Genomic DNA, 16,606 nt, shown 5'->3' with positions numbered 1-16,606 from the left:
CCGCCGCGCCGGGCGCCTCGGCGCCGGCCGGCGCGTCCGGCACCGCGCTCGCGCATACGATGCTGATGTGGCCACCGCGCGGCGACGCATCGGAAGGCAGCGACCTCGGAGTCAGCGACATCACACGCGCCGCGCTCATACGCGCCGCGAACAGCGGCCAGGTGGCGATGGCGATTCGGCCGCTCCCGCGCGAAACCACGGTGGAAACGGAGCCGACGGAAAGCCAGGGGCGTGCGCGCGTCGACCTTTTTCTACCCGTTTATCGGACCGCGCCGCCACCCACGCTCGTCGCCGCCCGGCGTGCCTCGCTGATCGGGTTTACGATCGCGCGCTTGGACACGGAGTATTTGTTCGCCAGCGTCGCCGCGCACGAGCCGCGCATGGGACTGCACGTTTCGGGCGGGCAGCCGCCGATGCTGCTTTATCCGCCGGGCATCCCGCTCGCCGCTCAATACGAAGGCGGCCCGCGGTTCCAGCGCACCGATACGCTGCGGTTCGGCGGCGAAGCGCTGTCGGTTACCTTTGCCACGAGCGATCCCTCGCTCGTGGCGTCGGCCGATTTCAGCGGCAGCGCGATCGCCGCGGCCGGCTTCGCCGCGGCGATCATGGCGGGCGCCGCGGTTTTCGTCTTTATGCGCCAGAGCGGCACGACGCTTGCGCAAGCCGGGACGGCGCGCTCGCGCTCGTCGCAAGACGAAGCGCGTTTGATGGCGATCATTCGTTCCTCGAGCGAGGCCATCATCACGATCGACGAGCAGCAGCGCATCGTCATGTTCAACCCCGCCGCCGAACAAGTGTTCCGCTGTTCGGCGATGGATGCGATCGGCACGCCGATCGAGCGCTTCATTCCCGAGCGATTTAGACAGGGGCATCGCAAGCACGTCGAACGGTTTGGCGAAACAGGCGTAACCGAACGCAAGATGGGAAGGCAGCAGCCGGTTCTCGTCGGCCTGCGTGCCGACGGCGAGGAGTTTCCGATCGAAGCGTCGATCGCGCAAATCCACGACGGGCAAGGGAAGTTCTATACCGTGATGCTGCGCGACGTCACCGAGCGCGTGCGCGCAGAGGATGCGCTGAAAGCGTCGCGCCAAGAGCTGCGCGAGCTATCGGCGAACTTGCAAAACGTCCGCGAGGAAGAAAAGACGCGCATCGCGCGCGAGTTGCACGACGATCTCGGGCAGCAACTGACGGCGTTGAAGATGGATCTTTCCGCCGCGGAGCAATCGCTCGCGGAGGCACCGAACGCCCCGCCGTCGGTACTTGCTCAGCTAAAGGGCATGCGCCGGCTCATCGATTCCACGGTAGGCTCGGTGCGCCGCATTGCCGCCGACCTGAGGCCGGTGATGCTCGACGATCTCGGCCTCATGCCCGCCATCGATTGGCTCCTGACCGATTTCACCACCCGCTACGGCATCGAGATCGAGCGCCGGATCGAGCCCGGCGGCGCGCAATTCTCGCGCAACGGAGCGACGACGCTCTTTAGAATCGTGCAGGAAGCGCTGACGAACGTGGCGAGACATGCCGAGGCGACCCTCGTTCGGCTGGCGCTGGTCGTCGAGGACGATCAATGCGTGGTATCGATCTCCGATAACGGTCGCGGTGCGCCCACCGCACCCAATCACGAGGGATCCGGGGAAAAATCCTTCGGCTTGCTCGGTATTCGCGAACGCGTGCATATCCTGGGCGGATCGGTTTCGATCGAAACGGCCACGAGAAAAGGATTCACGCTGAAGGTGCGGATTCCGCTCGCCGCCATACAACAGGAAGAGGCGCTGCCATGACGAGAGTACTATTAGCCGACGACCACACCCTGGTGCGTGACGGCCTGCGTCACATTCTAGAAGGCACCAGCGGGTTCGATGTGGTGGGCGAAGCAAACGACGGACCGAGCACGATTTCGCTCGTGCGCAGTACGCCGGCCGACATACTGGTGCTCGATCTATCGATGCCCGGGCGCAACGGGATCGAGCTCGTCAAACAGATCAAGGAAGAATTGCCGACGCTGCGCGTCTTGGTGTTGACGATGCATGCCGAACAGCAATACGCGGTGCGCGCGTTCAAGGCGGGCGCATCGGGTTACCTCACGAAAGAAAGCGCCAGCAAGGAACTCGTCTCGGCGTTGACGAAGATCTCGGCCGGGGGCGTATACGTGAGTTTGTCGATGGCCGAACGGCTCGCGCAGAGCCTGAACGAACCGACCGACATGCTGCCGCATCAGCGGCTGTCGGACCGGGAGTTCGATGTCTTCCGCCGCATCGCATCGGGCCAGACGATCAGCGAGATCGCCAACGAGCTTTGCGTCAGCGCCAAAACGGTCAGCACCTATAAAACCCGCATACTCGAAAAAATGCAGATGCCTCACGAAGCGGCCCTGGTACGGTACGCGATTCAGCACAAGCTGTTCGAGGACAGCGAAGACTTGTAACCAAAGGTAACGCCCTAGCCGCCGCGAATCGCGTGGAAAGGCCCCGGGACGGGGCGGCGCGTTTATCTGTAGGACCTGCCCTACAAACGTATTCGCTGCCGCCTACAACCGATTCCTACCGAACTGATTTTTATTTGATAAAGCGCTGACGATACTGTTCGCATGGATACGAACAACCGGTCACCGCTAAGAGTATTCGTCGTCGACGAGTCCACCCTCGTGCGCGATCGTTTGGCCATGCATATCGGGCCCGACGGCGCGGCACACATCGTTGGGGAAGCCGAGGATGTCGAAACCGCGCTGCGCGGCATCGAGAAAACCGATGCCGAAGTCGTGATCCTCGACTTACGCTTGATCGACAGCAACGGCATGGACCTGCTTCATGCACTGCGCGACCGTACCGATCCGATCGTCACGATCGTCCTGACGAACTATGCGTCCCCCGTATTTCGCGAGGCCAGCGTCGTGGCGGGCGCGGATTATTTTTTCGACAAGACGACCGAATTCGACCTGGCCATGGAAACCATCGCGCGTTTGGCGCGGGACAAAACGGGCGGGGCTTAGGCGAACACGGGGCCACGATGCCCCGATCCGTCACTAGTTGAGTTTGGAAAAATCGTTGCCACGATTCGTGAGCTCGCGCTCCGCGTAGTCGAAGACTGCACGCACGGCGGCCTCGGGATCGGTTTCGGAGCAATGTGGCAGCGCAATCAACTGCTTTTCGGGCGTGATGATGTCGAGCCGGGCGTCGTAATACTTCCCGCCCGCACCATGCAGGAGTTCGATCGCCAAATGACAGGCGGCGACGCGCGAGGCGAATCGCATCAACCGCAATAATTGAACGCCTGCCTCGGCCTCGATCCGTGCTTCTCCGGGAAACCCGAGATACACGATTTGCATGCCGATCCCCATTTACCGTCTCCCGCTCCGATTAACGTCCCGCCGGCCATGGGCGGCTTGGACAGCCTCATGGCGTGTCTAACGCCATCTTCCGGATGCGGGTCGAAGTCGACTTGATTTGGGTCAATGGGAAATGAGGGGCGATAGAGGGCCGCCGCCCCCTCCGGTGCGGGGACGCCAAGCGCTCGGGCACGCAATCGAATATGACGCGCGCGGGGCGGCCGGGATAAGACGCCCCGCCGATTGCGGCATCGGCTAGGCGCTGCGCCGTGCCTCCGGCGCGGCAACGGGGCGGACGCAATACGCGGCCGACATAGCTTCAGGGCGGACGCAATAGGCCTGCGCATCGTTTTTCGCTTCGGGCTTGACGCAGTAGGCCGCCGCTTCAGGCTTGACGCAGTACGCTTTCGCGTCACCCTTTGCTTCGGGCTTCACGCAGTACGCCTTCGCATCGCCTTTCGCTTCCGGCTTGACGCAGTACGCCTTCGCGTCACCCTTCGCTTCGGGCTTCACGCAGTACGCCTTCGCGTCACCCCTCGCTTCCGGCTTCACGCAGTACGCCATCGCATCGCCCTTCGCTTCCGGCTTGACGCAGTTCGCCTTCGCGTCACCCTTCGCTTCGGGCTTCACGCAGTACGCCTTCGCGTCACCCTTCGCTTCGGGCTTCACGCAGTACGCCTTCGCGTCACCCTTCGCTTCCGGTTTCACGCAGTACGCAACCGGTCCCGCCCCCGACGCGCCGAATTCGCGCGCCGTCATCTCGTCGCTCGCGGCCGCAAGTAGGAAATGCCGTGCCTCGTCCTGCGCGCCGTCGAGCCCGCTGTAAGGATCATGATGAATCATGTAGCCGAAGATCCGTTCACAATCGGCGCCATAGCGTTGCGTATCGAGAATGTGCATGTGCCAGAATTCGTCGACTTCCTCGCTCGGCACGAGCGGGGCGTCCGGATACTTCGCCGCGAGCTTCAAAAATTGCCGATAGCCTTCCTCTGCGCGCTCGACTTGACGCAACGCGATGACACCGTCGCGCCGATGCATGAGCTTCATTTTGATACGGCTGAAATCCAACTCATCGATGGCCTGATACATCTCGGCGATGCCCCGTTTGGTGGTCTGCATGGTGCTATTCCTTCAAGACTTGATGAAAGCGCTCCGTCGGCTGACTTCGGCGCTTGCGGCTAGTGGTCTCGGTGTAGACGCGAGACCGGAATCCGCCGCTTTGCCGAGAAAACTCTCGACGTCGGCGGCGGGAATCGGGCGGCTGAAGAAGTACCCTTGCACTTCATCGCAGCCTTCCTTGCGGAGAAAATCGATTTGCTTCTGCGTTTCGGCGCCTTCCGCGATGACGGTCAGGCCGAGGCTGTGTCCGAGCGCAATCACGGCGCTCGTGATTTGCGTATCGCTATGGCTGTCCGGTACGTTGCGGATGAACGATCGATCGATCTTCACGGTGTCGATCGGGAAGCGGTTCAGATAGGCGAGCGACGAATAGCCGGTCCCGAAATCGTCGATCGATAGACGAACGCCGGTGCGTTTGATGGCCGACAGCCAACGCACGGCTTGTTCGGGATGACGCATCACCATGCTTTCGGTCAGCTCGAGTTCCAAATACTCGCCGGAAAGCCCGGCATCCGAAAGCGCGTCCAAGATGCTTTCGTGCAGGTGCGGATCGGCGAACTGCCGCGCGGACAGATTGACGGCGACGTGGATCTGGGCCAAACCCAATGCGCGCCACTCGGCGGCTTGCCGGCAAGCCTCGCGCAGGACCCAAGCGCCGATGGGCACGATCGCACCCGTTTCCTCGGCGACAGGAATGAAATCCACCGGAGACACGGCGCCGAGCGCCGGATTGTTCCAACGAAGCAGCGCCTCCACGCCGGTGCAATGGTTCGTGCGCAAATCGATGCGCGGCTGATAAAAGAGCGTGAACTCGCCGTTCTCGACCGCGTGGCGAAGCTGCGTCTCCATTTCCACACGCCGGTGCAACGACATGCTCATCTGGCGCATGTACATCTGATAGGTATTCTTGCCGCGCTGCTTGGCGCCGTACATCGCCATGTCGGCGTGCTTGAGCAGCGTCTGCGCATCCTCGCCGTCGCCGGGGAACGAACTGACGCCGATGCTCGCGCTGACCTGCAACTGCGATCCGCCGACCATGAACGGCTGCGCCAGCGCCGCTTGAATCGCGTCGATCGTGTTCATGACGGCGGCCATACCCTCGCTTTCATGCTTGACGAGTACGACAAACTCGTCACCGCCCAGCCGCGCGAGCATGTCGACGTGCGCCAACACCTCTTGCAGGCGCGCCACCACCGCGCGCAGCAGCAAATCGCCGACGTTATGTCCGAGCGAATCGTTCACGTCTTTGAACCGGTCGAGATCGATGAACAGCACGTGCAGCGACGTGGCATCGGCGCGCGCGCGGGCCAGCATCTCGTCCAAGTGCTCGCGAAACATCAACCGATTGGGGAGCCCGGTCAACGCATCGTGCGTGGCGAGGAAATGCAGGTTGTCCTCCGCCTGCCGGCGCTGCAGGAAGTGGCTCATCTGGCTCACGATGGAACGCGCCATCACGAGCGCCTGCGGCTCCACATGACGCCGTTCGCGGGCATAAAATTCCGCCACGCCCACCACGACCGATCCCAAACGCAGCGCGAACGAAAACGTCGTTGCGATACCGGCATCGGTGAGCCAGCCGTCGTGGCCCAGGCGCGGCGCGCCGCGCCCTGCCACGCTCCAGCGAGGCGCCGCCGGCGCATCGTCCTCGGCGATCACATTGGGGCCGTTCACGAGAAGCCAATTTTCGAACGGGCTGTCGATCGCCGTCGACGTCGCGCACAGCAACTGCTTCGTGCCGGCCGGCGTCGGGCGGAATGCGCCCCCATCCCAATCCATTCCATGCACGATGGATTCGATCAGATGGCGGCAGACGTCGAACTCGTTGCCTGCCGTGGCGAGATACAACGTAAATGCATGCTCCAGATCGCGTGCCCGTTCGATCGATTTTTGCTTAGTGATTTCAAGGGCCGTGCCGCGCAGCATTGCGGCATCCGGGCCGCCGTACGGATGCCCGATCACGCGTAACCAGCCGTACCGTCCGCGCCGCGAGCGGTAGCGGCATTCGAGTTCGAACGCATCGTGCGTCTTCATCGCGCGTTTCGCCTGCTCGATCAACACGCCGCGATCGCGCGGATCGATCGCACGCAGCAGCGCCCGCACCGATTGCGCCGGCTGCGGCGGACAGCCGATCAGACGGGCCATTTCGCGCGATACGGATACACGCCCGTCGTCCGCGGTCACGCGCCAATCGCCCAAATGCGCGATCCTTTGCGCCTCGGCGCGGGCTGCCTCGCTTTCGCGCAAGTCGTAGGTCATCTGGTCGGCCAGCCTGACCGCCCGGGAACGCGAACTCGATAAGGCATAAGCCAGCCCCGCCAGCAATAAGCTGATCGTCATGCCCGCGACGAGCGTGACCTCGGGCAAGACGCGTTGCGCACCGCTCAACTCGGCCGCATTGGCCGTAAACTCGATCACCCAGCGGCGTCCCGCGAACGGTTGCTCTGCGCGCCGTTGCAGCACGGCCGTTTTTACGCCGCGGGCGGCGCGCGGGGCCGACGGCACCACCGGGGCGGCGGCGTGAGGCGCACCGCGGGTCGTCCGGGCCGGCCGGCCCTCGGGCGCAACCGCCAGCGCGACCCCGTTCACGCTGTCATAAAGCAACGACCCTTTCGATAGCGGCGTAGGCGCCGCGTTCAGCCGGCCGGCATCGTAAATCTTGAATTTGATCGCGCGCAGCGTCTCCGCGCTGAGCAGCCCGTCCATCATGTCGTTGACGCGAAGACCGGCACCGACCGAGCCGACATAGGCCAGGCGGCGTTGATCGACGGTCTCGGTCGGCATACCCTTACGATAGACCGGCATGCGCATCGCGATCCCGACGAATCGCGCGCTGCGATCGTCCAAGATCAATCGCCCGCTGCTGATCGGCTGGCCGGTGTCGCGCAACGTTTCCATGGCCGCCCGCCGATTCGCGAGCGCATCCATGTCGAGCCCCACCGCTTCGCGATTCGCCGCGAGCGGTTCGACGTAGGTCAACACGTCGTAACTGTCGCGTGGGCCCGGCGGATGAATCGAGAATTCGATACCTGCTTGCTTCAGCATCGGGTCGCGCTGTTGCTCGGCCACGAACGCATCCATATCGGCCGCACGCACGTAGCTCGCATAATTGAGCGTTTGAAACCCCGGATAGCGGCCCTGCAAATCGAGTCCAGTCACAAAATCCCGAAACTCGCCGCGCGTGACGTTCGCGTCCTCGCGAAAGAGCGCACGCATCGCGACGAGCACGTCGGAATAAAGCCGTACCCGTACCGCGATTTGCTGCTCGACGCTGCCCGAGTCGTTATCGAAGCGCAGCTTTGCCTCGCGCTCGACGAATTGACCGCAGACCGAGTAGACGGTCACCGTAATGGACAGCGCGAGCATCAATACGCCGAGGGCAAAACCCGGGGCGTACCAATCGCGGCTCAAACGCCGCACACGTTCCAATACCTCGCGCACTTCATTTCCCCAAACGCCGCGTACCCCAGATGGGCAATACGAAGCGAATGCGCGCATGCGGCCCGGCGCAGGGCCGCTCGCGGGCCGCACCGAATGCTGCAAACGTTAGTTGATCGATTACCGGCTCAATCGGTTATCCGACTCGCCGGTGCCGGCACGCACGCCCGACTCAAGCAGGCGATAAAGTGGAGCAGCCGCCCAAAAATCACGGCGGACCGTTGTAGAAGCGGTTTTCTTATAGGCTCTTTTGTACGAAGGATAACGTTCGGCAAGGTTGATTCAAGTCAAACAAACCCTATCGACACAAACCCTCTAAGGGCCTTGTCAGGCAATGCTGACAGGCAATTCGGCCATAACGGAATCAAACGCGAGAACGATCGAAAGGATCATGCGCTTTACGCGCTAAAAGAGATGGCGAAGCCCTAATGAAACAACCGTTTGAGAATTTGAACTCGAAGCGGGAAGCGAGAATAATTGCGCGCGCACGCCCTGATTCGAACGTAATATAACGGCATTCCAGTAGACGTCGGTGCGTTTCGATAGGGAGTAATCGATACCAGCCACGAATTGATTCCAATGTGCCGGACCGAGTTTCGAGTAGGCATAACTGCCGGCTAGCGATAGCGCGTAAGTCATTGTGTACTTCACGCCGCCTTCGGCGGTCCTAAGCCATGCACTTGCACCGTTTTGCCGAAAACCGACGAGCGTGAATAGCCCGTGCAAGAAGGTCGGCCCCCACTGATAACCGGCGCCCACGCCCGATACCGTGAGCTTGTCGAACACCTGAAAACGCGGCAACAGTCCTTGCGCCCGGGTGCCGACGAGCGGCACGCCGAGCACGGATGTCCCGATGCCGAACGCGGTCGTGTAGTTGTGCATCCCCACATAGGCCGCCCCTAAATGGAGCGAACCGCGGGCGTAGGTGGCGCCGAACGCCACCGCGCTATTGGCAACGAAATTTCCCGGCTGCCCTCCGAACGAATACAGTGCACCGAGCTGCAAACCGTTCCATTCCGGGGTCACGTAGCGAACCGAATTGTCGAGGCGCTCGGCGCCGAGCCGGTCCAAATCGCCGAGATGGAAGGCAAAGACCGAAGGCGTCAGCGTGCCGGCGGCGAATTGGGTCAGGTTCGTCGACATAAAGTCGTACTGACGCCCGAACGTTAGCGACCCGAAGCGGTCGCTCGCGAGGCCGACGAACGCTTGGCGTCCGAACTCGAGCCCGCCCTGCGAAAACCGTCCGTCGTTGACCGTGAATCCGTTTTCGAGGCGAAACACGGCCCGCCAGCCATCGCCGAGCGGCTCGATACCGCGTAGGCCCCAGCGGTTGGATTGGCCGACGCCGCTCGTTTGGGACCAAACGCGGCCCCCGCCCTGATTCGTCGTGAACGTCAACGCATCGTCGACGATTCCATAGATCTGCACCGTAGCTTGCGCTTGCGCGGAGGCGGGCCACGCGAGCGCGGCCGAACAAGCGAGCACCCCGCCACACGCCCCGCGCCACAGCCGCCTATCCGAACGATATGCCATGCTCATCGCGCCTCCGCTGCTCGTAGCCGCTTGATACGACACGTATCGGCGCTCACGTGAGCCGAGCCGCCGAGCAAAGACTGTGGTGCTCGCCGCCATTGCAACATCGATGCACGGCAAAACATACTGCCAAAACTGACAGGGATAGCGCAAAAATGCCCGGCCGATGCGGGATATTCCCCGCATCGAAAAACGCGTCAGGCGGCCGGTGCCGGCGCGGCGAGCGGCGCCGCGCGGTGCTCCCGCGCCCATCGATGAGCGAGCTGCGCGCTGACGGCCGTCATCGTCAGCGTCGCGATAAGCAGTACCGTGTAGAGCGACGACGAGATCAGTTGCAACTGCAATCCAATACTGAGCACCATCAGTTCGACGGTGCCGCGGCTGTTCATCAGCACGCCGACGAGATGCGAATCGCGCGGGGCAATCCGGCATAGCCGCGCACCGAGATAACACCCGGCGTACTTGCCCGCCACGCCTGCCGCAAAAATCAGCGCGAGCCATCCCAACAGCGCCGGCGAATGCAATGCCGAGACCGACACTTGCATGCCCGCGCTGACGAAAAACAACGGCGTGAGCACGACGTCCGCCAGTCCGCTGAAACGGCGCCGCCAAAGGTGAAGCAGATCGCGCCGGCGCGACATATTCACAGCGGCGATCAGTGCGCCGAACGCGCTATGCAAGCCGAACGCCGTGGCGGCCCAAGCCGAGAGCAGCACATAGCAGAGCGCGCACACGAGCATCGCCGAATTGCCGCCCCAACGCTTGGCCAGCGCGAGCACCGCTTGCATCGTCAAACGCACGACGGTGATCGAGAAGGCGAAAAATCCAGCGAGCTGAAGCAAGCCGTAAAGCGCCGAGTGCGTCGACACGCCCGGTTTCGCAAGCGCGGCGATGCTTGCCAGCAGCAGCCACCCCGCAGCATCGGTCACGGTCGCCGCGAGGATCGACAATCGCGCAGCCTCATGCCGCGCGATACCCGCCTCGGTCACGATACGCGCCATGACGGGCAGCGCGGACACCGACAGTGCAATCCCGCAAAAGAGCACGTAGGCGACGCGCGGCACATTGGGCGGCGCAAACGTGCCGCCGCCGAAGCTCGCGAGCGCGCAGCCCAGGCCGAACGGCGCGGCCATTCCTAGTGCGGCGATGACGAACGGCGGCCACGCGGCGGTGCGCGTCTTCGGCATATCGCCGACGATATGAGCCCCCGTCTGAAACATCAAAAAGACGAGACCGAGCTCACCGAGCTTGGACAGCATCGCGGCGGACGCCGGACTGAACAGAGCCTGATAGCCCGCCCCGCCGATCGCTCCGAGCACGGAGGGGCCGAGCAGCAAACCCGCTACGAGTTCGCCGACGACCTTCCCCTGCCCGACCCGTCGAGCGACGACCCCGCAAGCCGATGTCACGACGATCACGACGGACAATTGAAGCAGCCAATTCGACATGAGAAAAATAGGTATTGGAATAAGTCGAAGGCGAGATCCTAACCGATATGCGCGTCAGCGAAGGCGCGCATCGTCGCAAAGAAAATCGAGAAACGTCCTGACCTTGGGCGAGAGGTATTTCCGGTGGCGATAGACGCCGTAAAGCTTGGTACCGAAAAAGCGATAGTCGGTGAGCACCGCCGCGAGCGTGCCGGCCTCGATGTCGCGAGCGATCAACGCGTGGGGCAGGAATGCGAGCCCCATCCCCTCCAGCGCGGCCAATCGCAGCAGCGACTCGTTGTTCGTCTCCAGCGCCGATTCGAATTTGATCGACTCGACGCCGCGCGGACCCTCCACTTCGAGCGCATTGTTGGCCGGGAACATCGAGTAACCCAGCATCGTGTGGGCGGCCAGCATCCCGGCGTCGGCGGGCGCGCCCGCGCGGCGCAAATACCTCGGCGACGCCACGAGGTGAAAGGTCACCGGCGCAATGGGCCGCGCGATCAGCGCGGGACCGAGGGAAAGCGGGTTCGTCACGCGCAGCGCAAGATCGAAACCCTCTTCGACCAGATTGACGAAACGACCCGACAAATCGACGTCCAAACGAACGTCGGGATAGCGCGCCCGATAATCGTTTAGGACCCCTACGAAGTCGGGATTGGCCATCCATACCGGCGCACTGAGTTTGAGCGTGCCGTGCGGCGCCGCCGTGGATTGACCTACGGCAGTTTCCACATCGTCGAGTTCGTCGAGCCATTGCCGGACGTGTTCGAAATACGTCGAACCCGATTCGGTCAAGCTCAAGTGCCGGCTCGTTCGATTGAGCAGCAACGTACCCAGCCGGCGCTCGAGATGCATGACGTGCTTGCTCGCCATCGCCGGCGACATGTCCAGCCGGCGCGCGGCCGCGGCGAAGCTCTTGGCCTCCACCGCCAGGCGAAAAACCCGCATGCTCGTAAGCGTGTCCATCCGATCGTCAACCAGCAGTTAATGATGGATGAATCATAGCCCAGTTGATGCCGCGCCCCGCCCAACGTATCGTGGCGCCATCCCGAGCCGCGGCGGCCGGTAAACGGTTAACGTCCACCCCGCTGCAATCGTTCCTAAACGTCAACGATGACCATCATGATCAACGACAAAACCGCTCCGTTTGCCGCGTTGCTGCTGCGCGTCAGCCTAGGCGTTCTTTTCCTCGCGCACGTCGGCCTTAAGCTGTTCGTCTTCAGCGTACCGGGCTTCGTCGGCTATTTCGCCTCGCTCGGTTTGCCGGCCGTTGCGGCGTATCTAACGATCGCGCTCGAGCTCGCCGGCGGCATCGCGCTGATTCTGGGCGTCTACGCCTCTTGGATCGCCCTGCCGCTCGCCGCCGAAATGCTGGGCACGATCGTACTCGTGCACGGCGCCAACGGCTGGCTCTTCACGAATAAAGGCGGCGGCTGGGAATACCCCGCGTTTTGGGCCGTCGCGCTCGTCGCCCTATTCCTGCTCGGCGACGGCGCCTTTGCGCTTCGCCCGGCCAAGCGCGTGGCGTAGGCGCCCGGCCGGCGCGTAACTAGCGCATGTTGCCCGTATGCCCGAGCGAGTATCGCCCGGGCTGCGGCCATACCGTGAGCCCGTGGGGCTCCATGCCGACCGCGATCGGCTTGACCGCGCCCGTGCTCGTATCGATCGCATAGACCTCGTCGTCGAAACGGCCCGATAGCCATAGCGTCTTGCCGTCGGCGCTGACATTGCCCATATCGGGGCTGCCGCCGCCGGGAATCGGCCAGGTCGCCACGACCTTGCGCGACGCGAAATCGAGCACTGAGACGCTGCCCTTGCCGTGGCGCGGACCGTGCACGAGATTCGATCCGCGATTGGCGATATAGAGCTTGCTGCCGTCGCGGCTGGGATAGAGCCCGTGCGTGCCCACGCCCGTTTTGATAAAGCCGGTCTTCTTGAATGCGTCGCCGTCTATCGCGTAGACGCCGTCGGCCATCATGTCCGCCACGTAGAACGTCTTCCCGTCCGGCGAGATGCGAATGTCTTGCGGCATGCCCTTGGCTTGAAGGACCAAGTAACCGAGCACCTTGCGATCGACCATATCGATCTTCGCGAGCTTGCCGCCGAACTCGCACGTAAAGATCGCGTACCTGCCGTCGATCGAAAAATCGGCGTGATTGATGCCCTTTCACTCGGGCACCGGGAGGCTGGACATCAACCGCATCGTGTGCGGATCGCGAAAGTCGAGCCGCGCATGCGCCTCGGCGACGACGATCGCCTCGCGACCGTCGGGCGTGAAGTACATGTTATAGGGATCGTCCACGGCAATCGCCTTGCCGGGCTTGCCCGTCATCGGATTGATCGGCGTCAGGCTACCGTCGATACGCCCCTCCGCATTGTTGGTGACCCACAGCGTCTTCAAATCCCATGAAGGCACGATGTGCTGCGGGCTGCGTCCTACCGCGAATTTATCGACCACTTTCAACGTGGACGGATCGATGACGTAGACGTCGTCGGAGCGCAAATTCGGCACATACACGCGCGAGAGCGCGCCGCTTACCGCCGCACTCAAATGATTGGCCCCCGCCTCGCCGTATAGATTCGCGGCATCGGTAACGGCGGGCATGCCCGGTACCGTCTGCACGGGCGCCGCCTGCGCCGATCCGATGCAGGCGCCCGCGAGCGCGGCGCCGATCGACGATGCCAGCCACGACCTGCGATCTCCGTTCCAACCCATGGCACGTCCTCCTCTTCGTCCGTCAACGGCCCGCGACGTCCCTGCGAATCGCCTCGACCGTCCGCGCGACGATTGCATCGATGCCCATCTGCCCAAGCTCGGCGCTCGAACGCCGCGGATCGCCGCCATAAACGCCGTCCGCGGCCGTGAGCTTCGGCGCCTTGCGCAACGCGTCGAGCCGCACCATCCGCGGCGAGACGGCCAATAGCAGCGACGTATCGGCGAGCCCCGCGTGCGTGCCGATCTCGTCGTCGCGATAGCCTTTCTCGCGCAACATGCGGGCGTAACCGCTCGAGCTTTCGCGGTAGTACTCGGGCGGCACGAACGCACGCGCCTTGCCGCCTGCCCATGCCTTGTTCAGCCGCGCGACCGCCTGCTTGATGTCGTCTTGGTAGCCGCCGTGATCGCCGAGAAACACCACGTTCATAAATCCGTGCACCTTGAAGCTATTCGCGGCGGATTCGAGCATCTTTTCGAAGACATCGTCCGAAACCGTTATGGTGCCCGGAAAACGCATATGCGAGCTCTGCGGCGAATAGCCGCCCTCCGGGACATAGGCGACGACGGGCGCCACCAGCGCGTTGCCGAGCCCGCGCGCGATACGCGCGGCGAGAACCTGCACGCGCGCGTTGTGCTTGCCGAGCGCCACGTATGGCCCGCTCTGTTCCGTACCGCCGATGGGCACGAGAATCGTCGTCTTTCCGGCGGCGATTTGATCGCGCACCTCCGTCCACGTCAGATCCTCCAACTGGACCGTATCGGGCGTTTGCGCAAAGGCCGACGCCTGCGCGCACACCAAGCCCAAACAAACGAAAGCTTTTCGTAAGAAAAATTGCATCCCTCGCTCCGCAAAAAACGCCATACCGGACCCACGCGGCGGCGATTATGAGCAAAACCGTAACGATGATTTATCGAATTAGGCGTTAACCCTAGAACCTTCGATCGCTAGACTGCATGCATCGGTTCGAACAATGAACCGGCTGCCACAGCAAGACAGATAACTTTTGGAGGTAATTGCCATGAAATCGCTCATTCAATCCGTCGTGATCGCCGCCGCGTTGACCGCACCCGTCGCCGTCTTCGCCCAATCGAACGCACCGGTGACGCGTGCGCAAGTGAAGGCCGAACTCGTGCAATTCGAGCAAGTTGCTGGCAAGAGCGCACTCGGCCACGACCCGTACTATCCGAACAGCACGCAAGCCGCGCAAGTGACGCAAGCGCAAACCGTTGCGCAAAATAGCGGCGAGCAAGCCGTCGGCGGGGTTCACGCCGGGACGTCCGCCTCCGGCGCGCCGCTGAACACGGGCGCAGCCGACGCCATCTACTTCGGCCGTTGATCGCCACTCGTTAGACGAAAGAACGGGCCGGCTGCGCCGCAGTGAGCACGCCGGCCGTATCGACACATTTCGCTGCGCCCAACCGACTAGCGCGTGCCCTCCGCGGCATGCGGCCATACGCCGGTTCGGATCGATACCTCCGCCGCCGGTCATCGGTGGCTTCGCCTAGCCCTTCATTCGGCTAGGCGCTTTTTCCCGTGCGTCTTCCGCCGTCCCGTCCTTTCCATTAAAGCAGCGAAGCATCGAACGCGGCATAATCCGCGCATGCCGCAACTTTCGCGCGGCACGTTTCTGCGAGGTACCCTCGATGCTTCACGACCTGGTCGCGCGCTACGGCCCGGCGCTCGTTTTCGTCAACGCGCTCGCGGCGGCACTCGGATTGCCCGTGCCCGCCATGCCCACGCTCGTCCTCTTCGGCGCGATGGCCGCGCTGCATCCCGCCTCGGTCGGCGGTCAACTCGTGCCCGTACTCGCGCTCGCGGTACTCGCTTCCGTGATCGGCGACAGCGTCTGGTTTCTCGCCGGCCGCGTCTACGGCGGCGCGACGCTGAAAACGCTATGCCGGTTATCGTTGTCACGCGACACCTGCGTGAAGAAAACCGAACGTTTCTTCGGCCGCTGGGGCGTGCGCGTACTCACCGTGTCCAAACTCGTGCCGGGGCTCTCGCTGCTTTCCGTGCCGATGGCCGGCGCGCTCGGTACCCCATACCGGGCATTCGTCGCCCACGACGGTATCGGCGCCGCGATTTGGGCGTCGCTCGGATTGGGCATTGGCGCGCTCGTCGCGAACCAGGTCGATTGGTTCTTCGCCGGCATCGGCCGCTTGGGGCACGCGAGCATTTTCGTGATCGCGGCGCTGCTCGCCGCGTACGCGGCCTATCGTTGGATGCGGCGACGCAGCTTGATGAATAAATTGTCCGATGCGCGCATCGGTGTCGACGAGCTGTATGAATTGATGCTGAGCGAGGCTGCGCCCGTCATCCTCGACATTCGATCCGACGAGAAGCGCCAGATCGATCCTTATGTCATTCCCGGCACGCGTTTCGCCGACGAGCGCAAGCTCGAGGAGATCGTCGCAGCCTATCGTCCCAATCAAAAGATCGTCGTCTACTGCTCGTGTCCGAACGAAGTATCGGCTGCGTGGATGGCGAAGAAATTGAACGAAGCCGGCTTCAGCGACGTGCTCCCGCTCAAAGGCGGCATCGACGCGTGGCGCGAGGCGGGCCGCGAGGTCGCTATGTTGCCGCGGCAAGTGGATGAGCCGACGCCGATTGTGAACGAAAGTGCAAAGATGATTTCGAATCTTAGGCGTTAACCCTAGCGCCTCCAATGGCTAGACTGCAGTCATCGGTTCACGAAACGAACCCGTGCCGAACAGTACAAAACCTTGGAGGTAATGCCATGAAATCGCTCGTTCAATCCATTGTCATCGCAGCCGCGCTCGCCGCTCCCGTCGCGGTTTTCGCTCAATCGAACGCCCCGCTGACGCGCGCCGAAGTCAAGGCGCAACTGGTGCAATTCGAGCAAGCCGGAGGCCGCCGCAGCTTCGGCAACGATCCGTACTATCCGGCCGACGCCCAGCTCGCTCAAGCGCGGGTAGATGCCCAAAACGGTAACAATCAAGCCGTCGGCGGCGTGCGCGCCGGCTCGTCGGCCTCGGGTTCGCCCGTCTCCACCGGCGCTAACGACGCGCTTTATTTCGGCCGTTGAT

Annotated in this window: 14 protein-coding genes and 1 pseudogene; 7 read left to right on the top strand and 8 right to left on the bottom strand. The window is 63.0% G+C overall.

Annotated elements, in window-relative coordinates:
- The 3 genes from DXT59_RS07220 to DXT59_RS07210 all read left to right on the top strand — a co-directional run.
- A partial coding sequence (locus DXT59_RS07220) for a sensor histidine kinase (protein WP_162877983.1) occupies positions 1–1,781 on the top strand: 1,781 nt, incomplete at its 5' end.
- Positions 1,778–2,425, top strand: a complete 648-nt coding sequence (locus tag DXT59_RS07215) for a response regulator (protein ID WP_116136230.1) — start codon at positions 1,778–1,780, stop codon at positions 2,423–2,425. The genes DXT59_RS07220 and DXT59_RS07215, both read left to right, overlap by 4 nt.
- Before the next feature lie 162 nt (positions 2,426–2,587).
- Complete coding sequence (locus tag DXT59_RS07210) at positions 2,588–2,989, top strand: response regulator (RefSeq protein ID WP_116136229.1); 402 nt, start codon at positions 2,588–2,590, stop codon at positions 2,987–2,989.
- 33 nt (positions 2,990–3,022) lie between these two features.
- Here the strand turns inward: DXT59_RS07210 and DXT59_RS07205 are convergent, their stop codons facing one another.
- The 6 genes from DXT59_RS07205 to DXT59_RS07180 all read right to left on the bottom strand — a co-directional run bounded on the left by DXT59_RS07205 (position 3,023) and on the right by DXT59_RS07180 (position 11,790).
- Positions 3,023–3,337: a hypothetical protein gene (locus DXT59_RS07205; RefSeq protein WP_116136228.1), complete on the bottom strand. Its 315-nt coding sequence runs from the start codon at positions 3,335–3,337 to the stop codon at positions 3,023–3,025.
- Positions 3,338–3,580: 243 nt separating this feature from the next.
- Positions 3,581–4,444 (bottom strand): glycine-rich domain-containing protein, encoded by an 864-nt coding sequence (locus DXT59_RS07200; RefSeq protein WP_205417385.1) that lies wholly within the window; start codon positions 4,442–4,444, stop codon positions 3,581–3,583.
- Positions 4,445–4,456: 12 nt separating this feature from the next.
- Positions 4,457–7,882 carry a bifunctional diguanylate cyclase/phosphodiesterase gene (locus DXT59_RS07195; protein ID WP_240324429.1) on the bottom strand — a complete coding sequence of 1,142 codons (3,426 nt, stop codon included), beginning with the start codon at positions 7,880–7,882 and terminating at the stop codon, positions 4,457–4,459.
- Positions 7,883–8,284: 402 nt separating this feature from the next.
- The gene (locus tag DXT59_RS07190; RefSeq protein WP_162877982.1) at positions 8,285–9,412 is read right to left on the bottom strand and encodes a porin; all 1,128 of its coding nucleotides are present in this window, start codon (positions 9,410–9,412) and stop codon (positions 8,285–8,287) included.
- 197 nt (positions 9,413–9,609) lie between these two features.
- A complete protein-coding gene (locus tag DXT59_RS07185) occupies positions 9,610–10,860 on the bottom strand; it encodes a cation:proton antiporter (RefSeq protein WP_116136226.1) in 1,251 nt (416 codons plus the stop codon).
- Positions 10,861–10,914: 54 nt separating this feature from the next.
- Positions 10,915–11,790 carry a LysR family transcriptional regulator gene (locus DXT59_RS07180; protein WP_240324428.1) on the bottom strand — a complete coding sequence of 292 codons (876 nt, stop codon included), beginning with the start codon at positions 11,788–11,790 and terminating at the stop codon, positions 10,915–10,917.
- Between the two features lie 174 nt (positions 11,791–11,964).
- Between DXT59_RS07180 and DXT59_RS07175 the strand changes: the two genes are divergently transcribed.
- On the top strand, positions 11,965–12,372 hold the full coding sequence (locus DXT59_RS07175; RefSeq protein WP_116136239.1) for a DoxX family protein: 408 nt from the start codon (positions 11,965–11,967) through the stop codon (positions 12,370–12,372).
- 19 nt (positions 12,373–12,391) lie between these two features.
- Here the strand turns inward: DXT59_RS07175 and DXT59_RS07170 are convergent.
- A pseudogene (locus DXT59_RS07170) lies at positions 12,392–13,558 on the bottom strand (YncE family protein).
- A 22-nt stretch (positions 13,559–13,580) separates the two neighbouring features.
- Complete coding sequence (locus DXT59_RS07165) at positions 13,581–14,396, bottom strand: creatininase family protein (RefSeq protein WP_116136238.1); 816 nt, start codon at positions 14,394–14,396, stop codon at positions 13,581–13,583.
- A gap of 181 nt (positions 14,397–14,577) precedes the next feature.
- On the opposite strand from DXT59_RS07165, the gene DXT59_RS07160 reads away from it, so the two are divergent.
- The 3 genes from DXT59_RS07160 to DXT59_RS07150 all read left to right on the top strand — a co-directional run bounded on the left by DXT59_RS07160 (position 14,578) and on the right by DXT59_RS07150 (position 16,605).
- Entirely contained in the window at positions 14,578–14,895 is a 318-nt protein-coding gene (locus tag DXT59_RS07160; protein WP_116136224.1) for a DUF4148 domain-containing protein, read from the top strand.
- 307 nt (positions 14,896–15,202) lie between these two features.
- Positions 15,203–16,210 (top strand): DedA family protein/thiosulfate sulfurtransferase GlpE, encoded by a 1,008-nt coding sequence (locus DXT59_RS07155; RefSeq protein WP_116136223.1) that lies wholly within the window; start codon positions 15,203–15,205, stop codon positions 16,208–16,210.
- Between the two features lie 86 nt (positions 16,211–16,296).
- Complete coding sequence (locus tag DXT59_RS07150) at positions 16,297–16,605, top strand: DUF4148 domain-containing protein (RefSeq protein ID WP_116136222.1); 309 nt, start codon at positions 16,297–16,299, stop codon at positions 16,603–16,605.
- The last annotated feature ends 1 nt before the right edge of the window (position 16,606 follow it).

It is taken from the genome of Trinickia diaoshuihuensis (assembly GCF_003390925.1).
Taxonomy (GTDB): Bacteria; Pseudomonadota; Gammaproteobacteria; order Burkholderiales; family Burkholderiaceae; genus Trinickia; species Trinickia diaoshuihuensis.
Note: the sequence above shows the minus strand (reverse complement) of the source record. Positions and strands in the feature narration are given on the sequence as shown.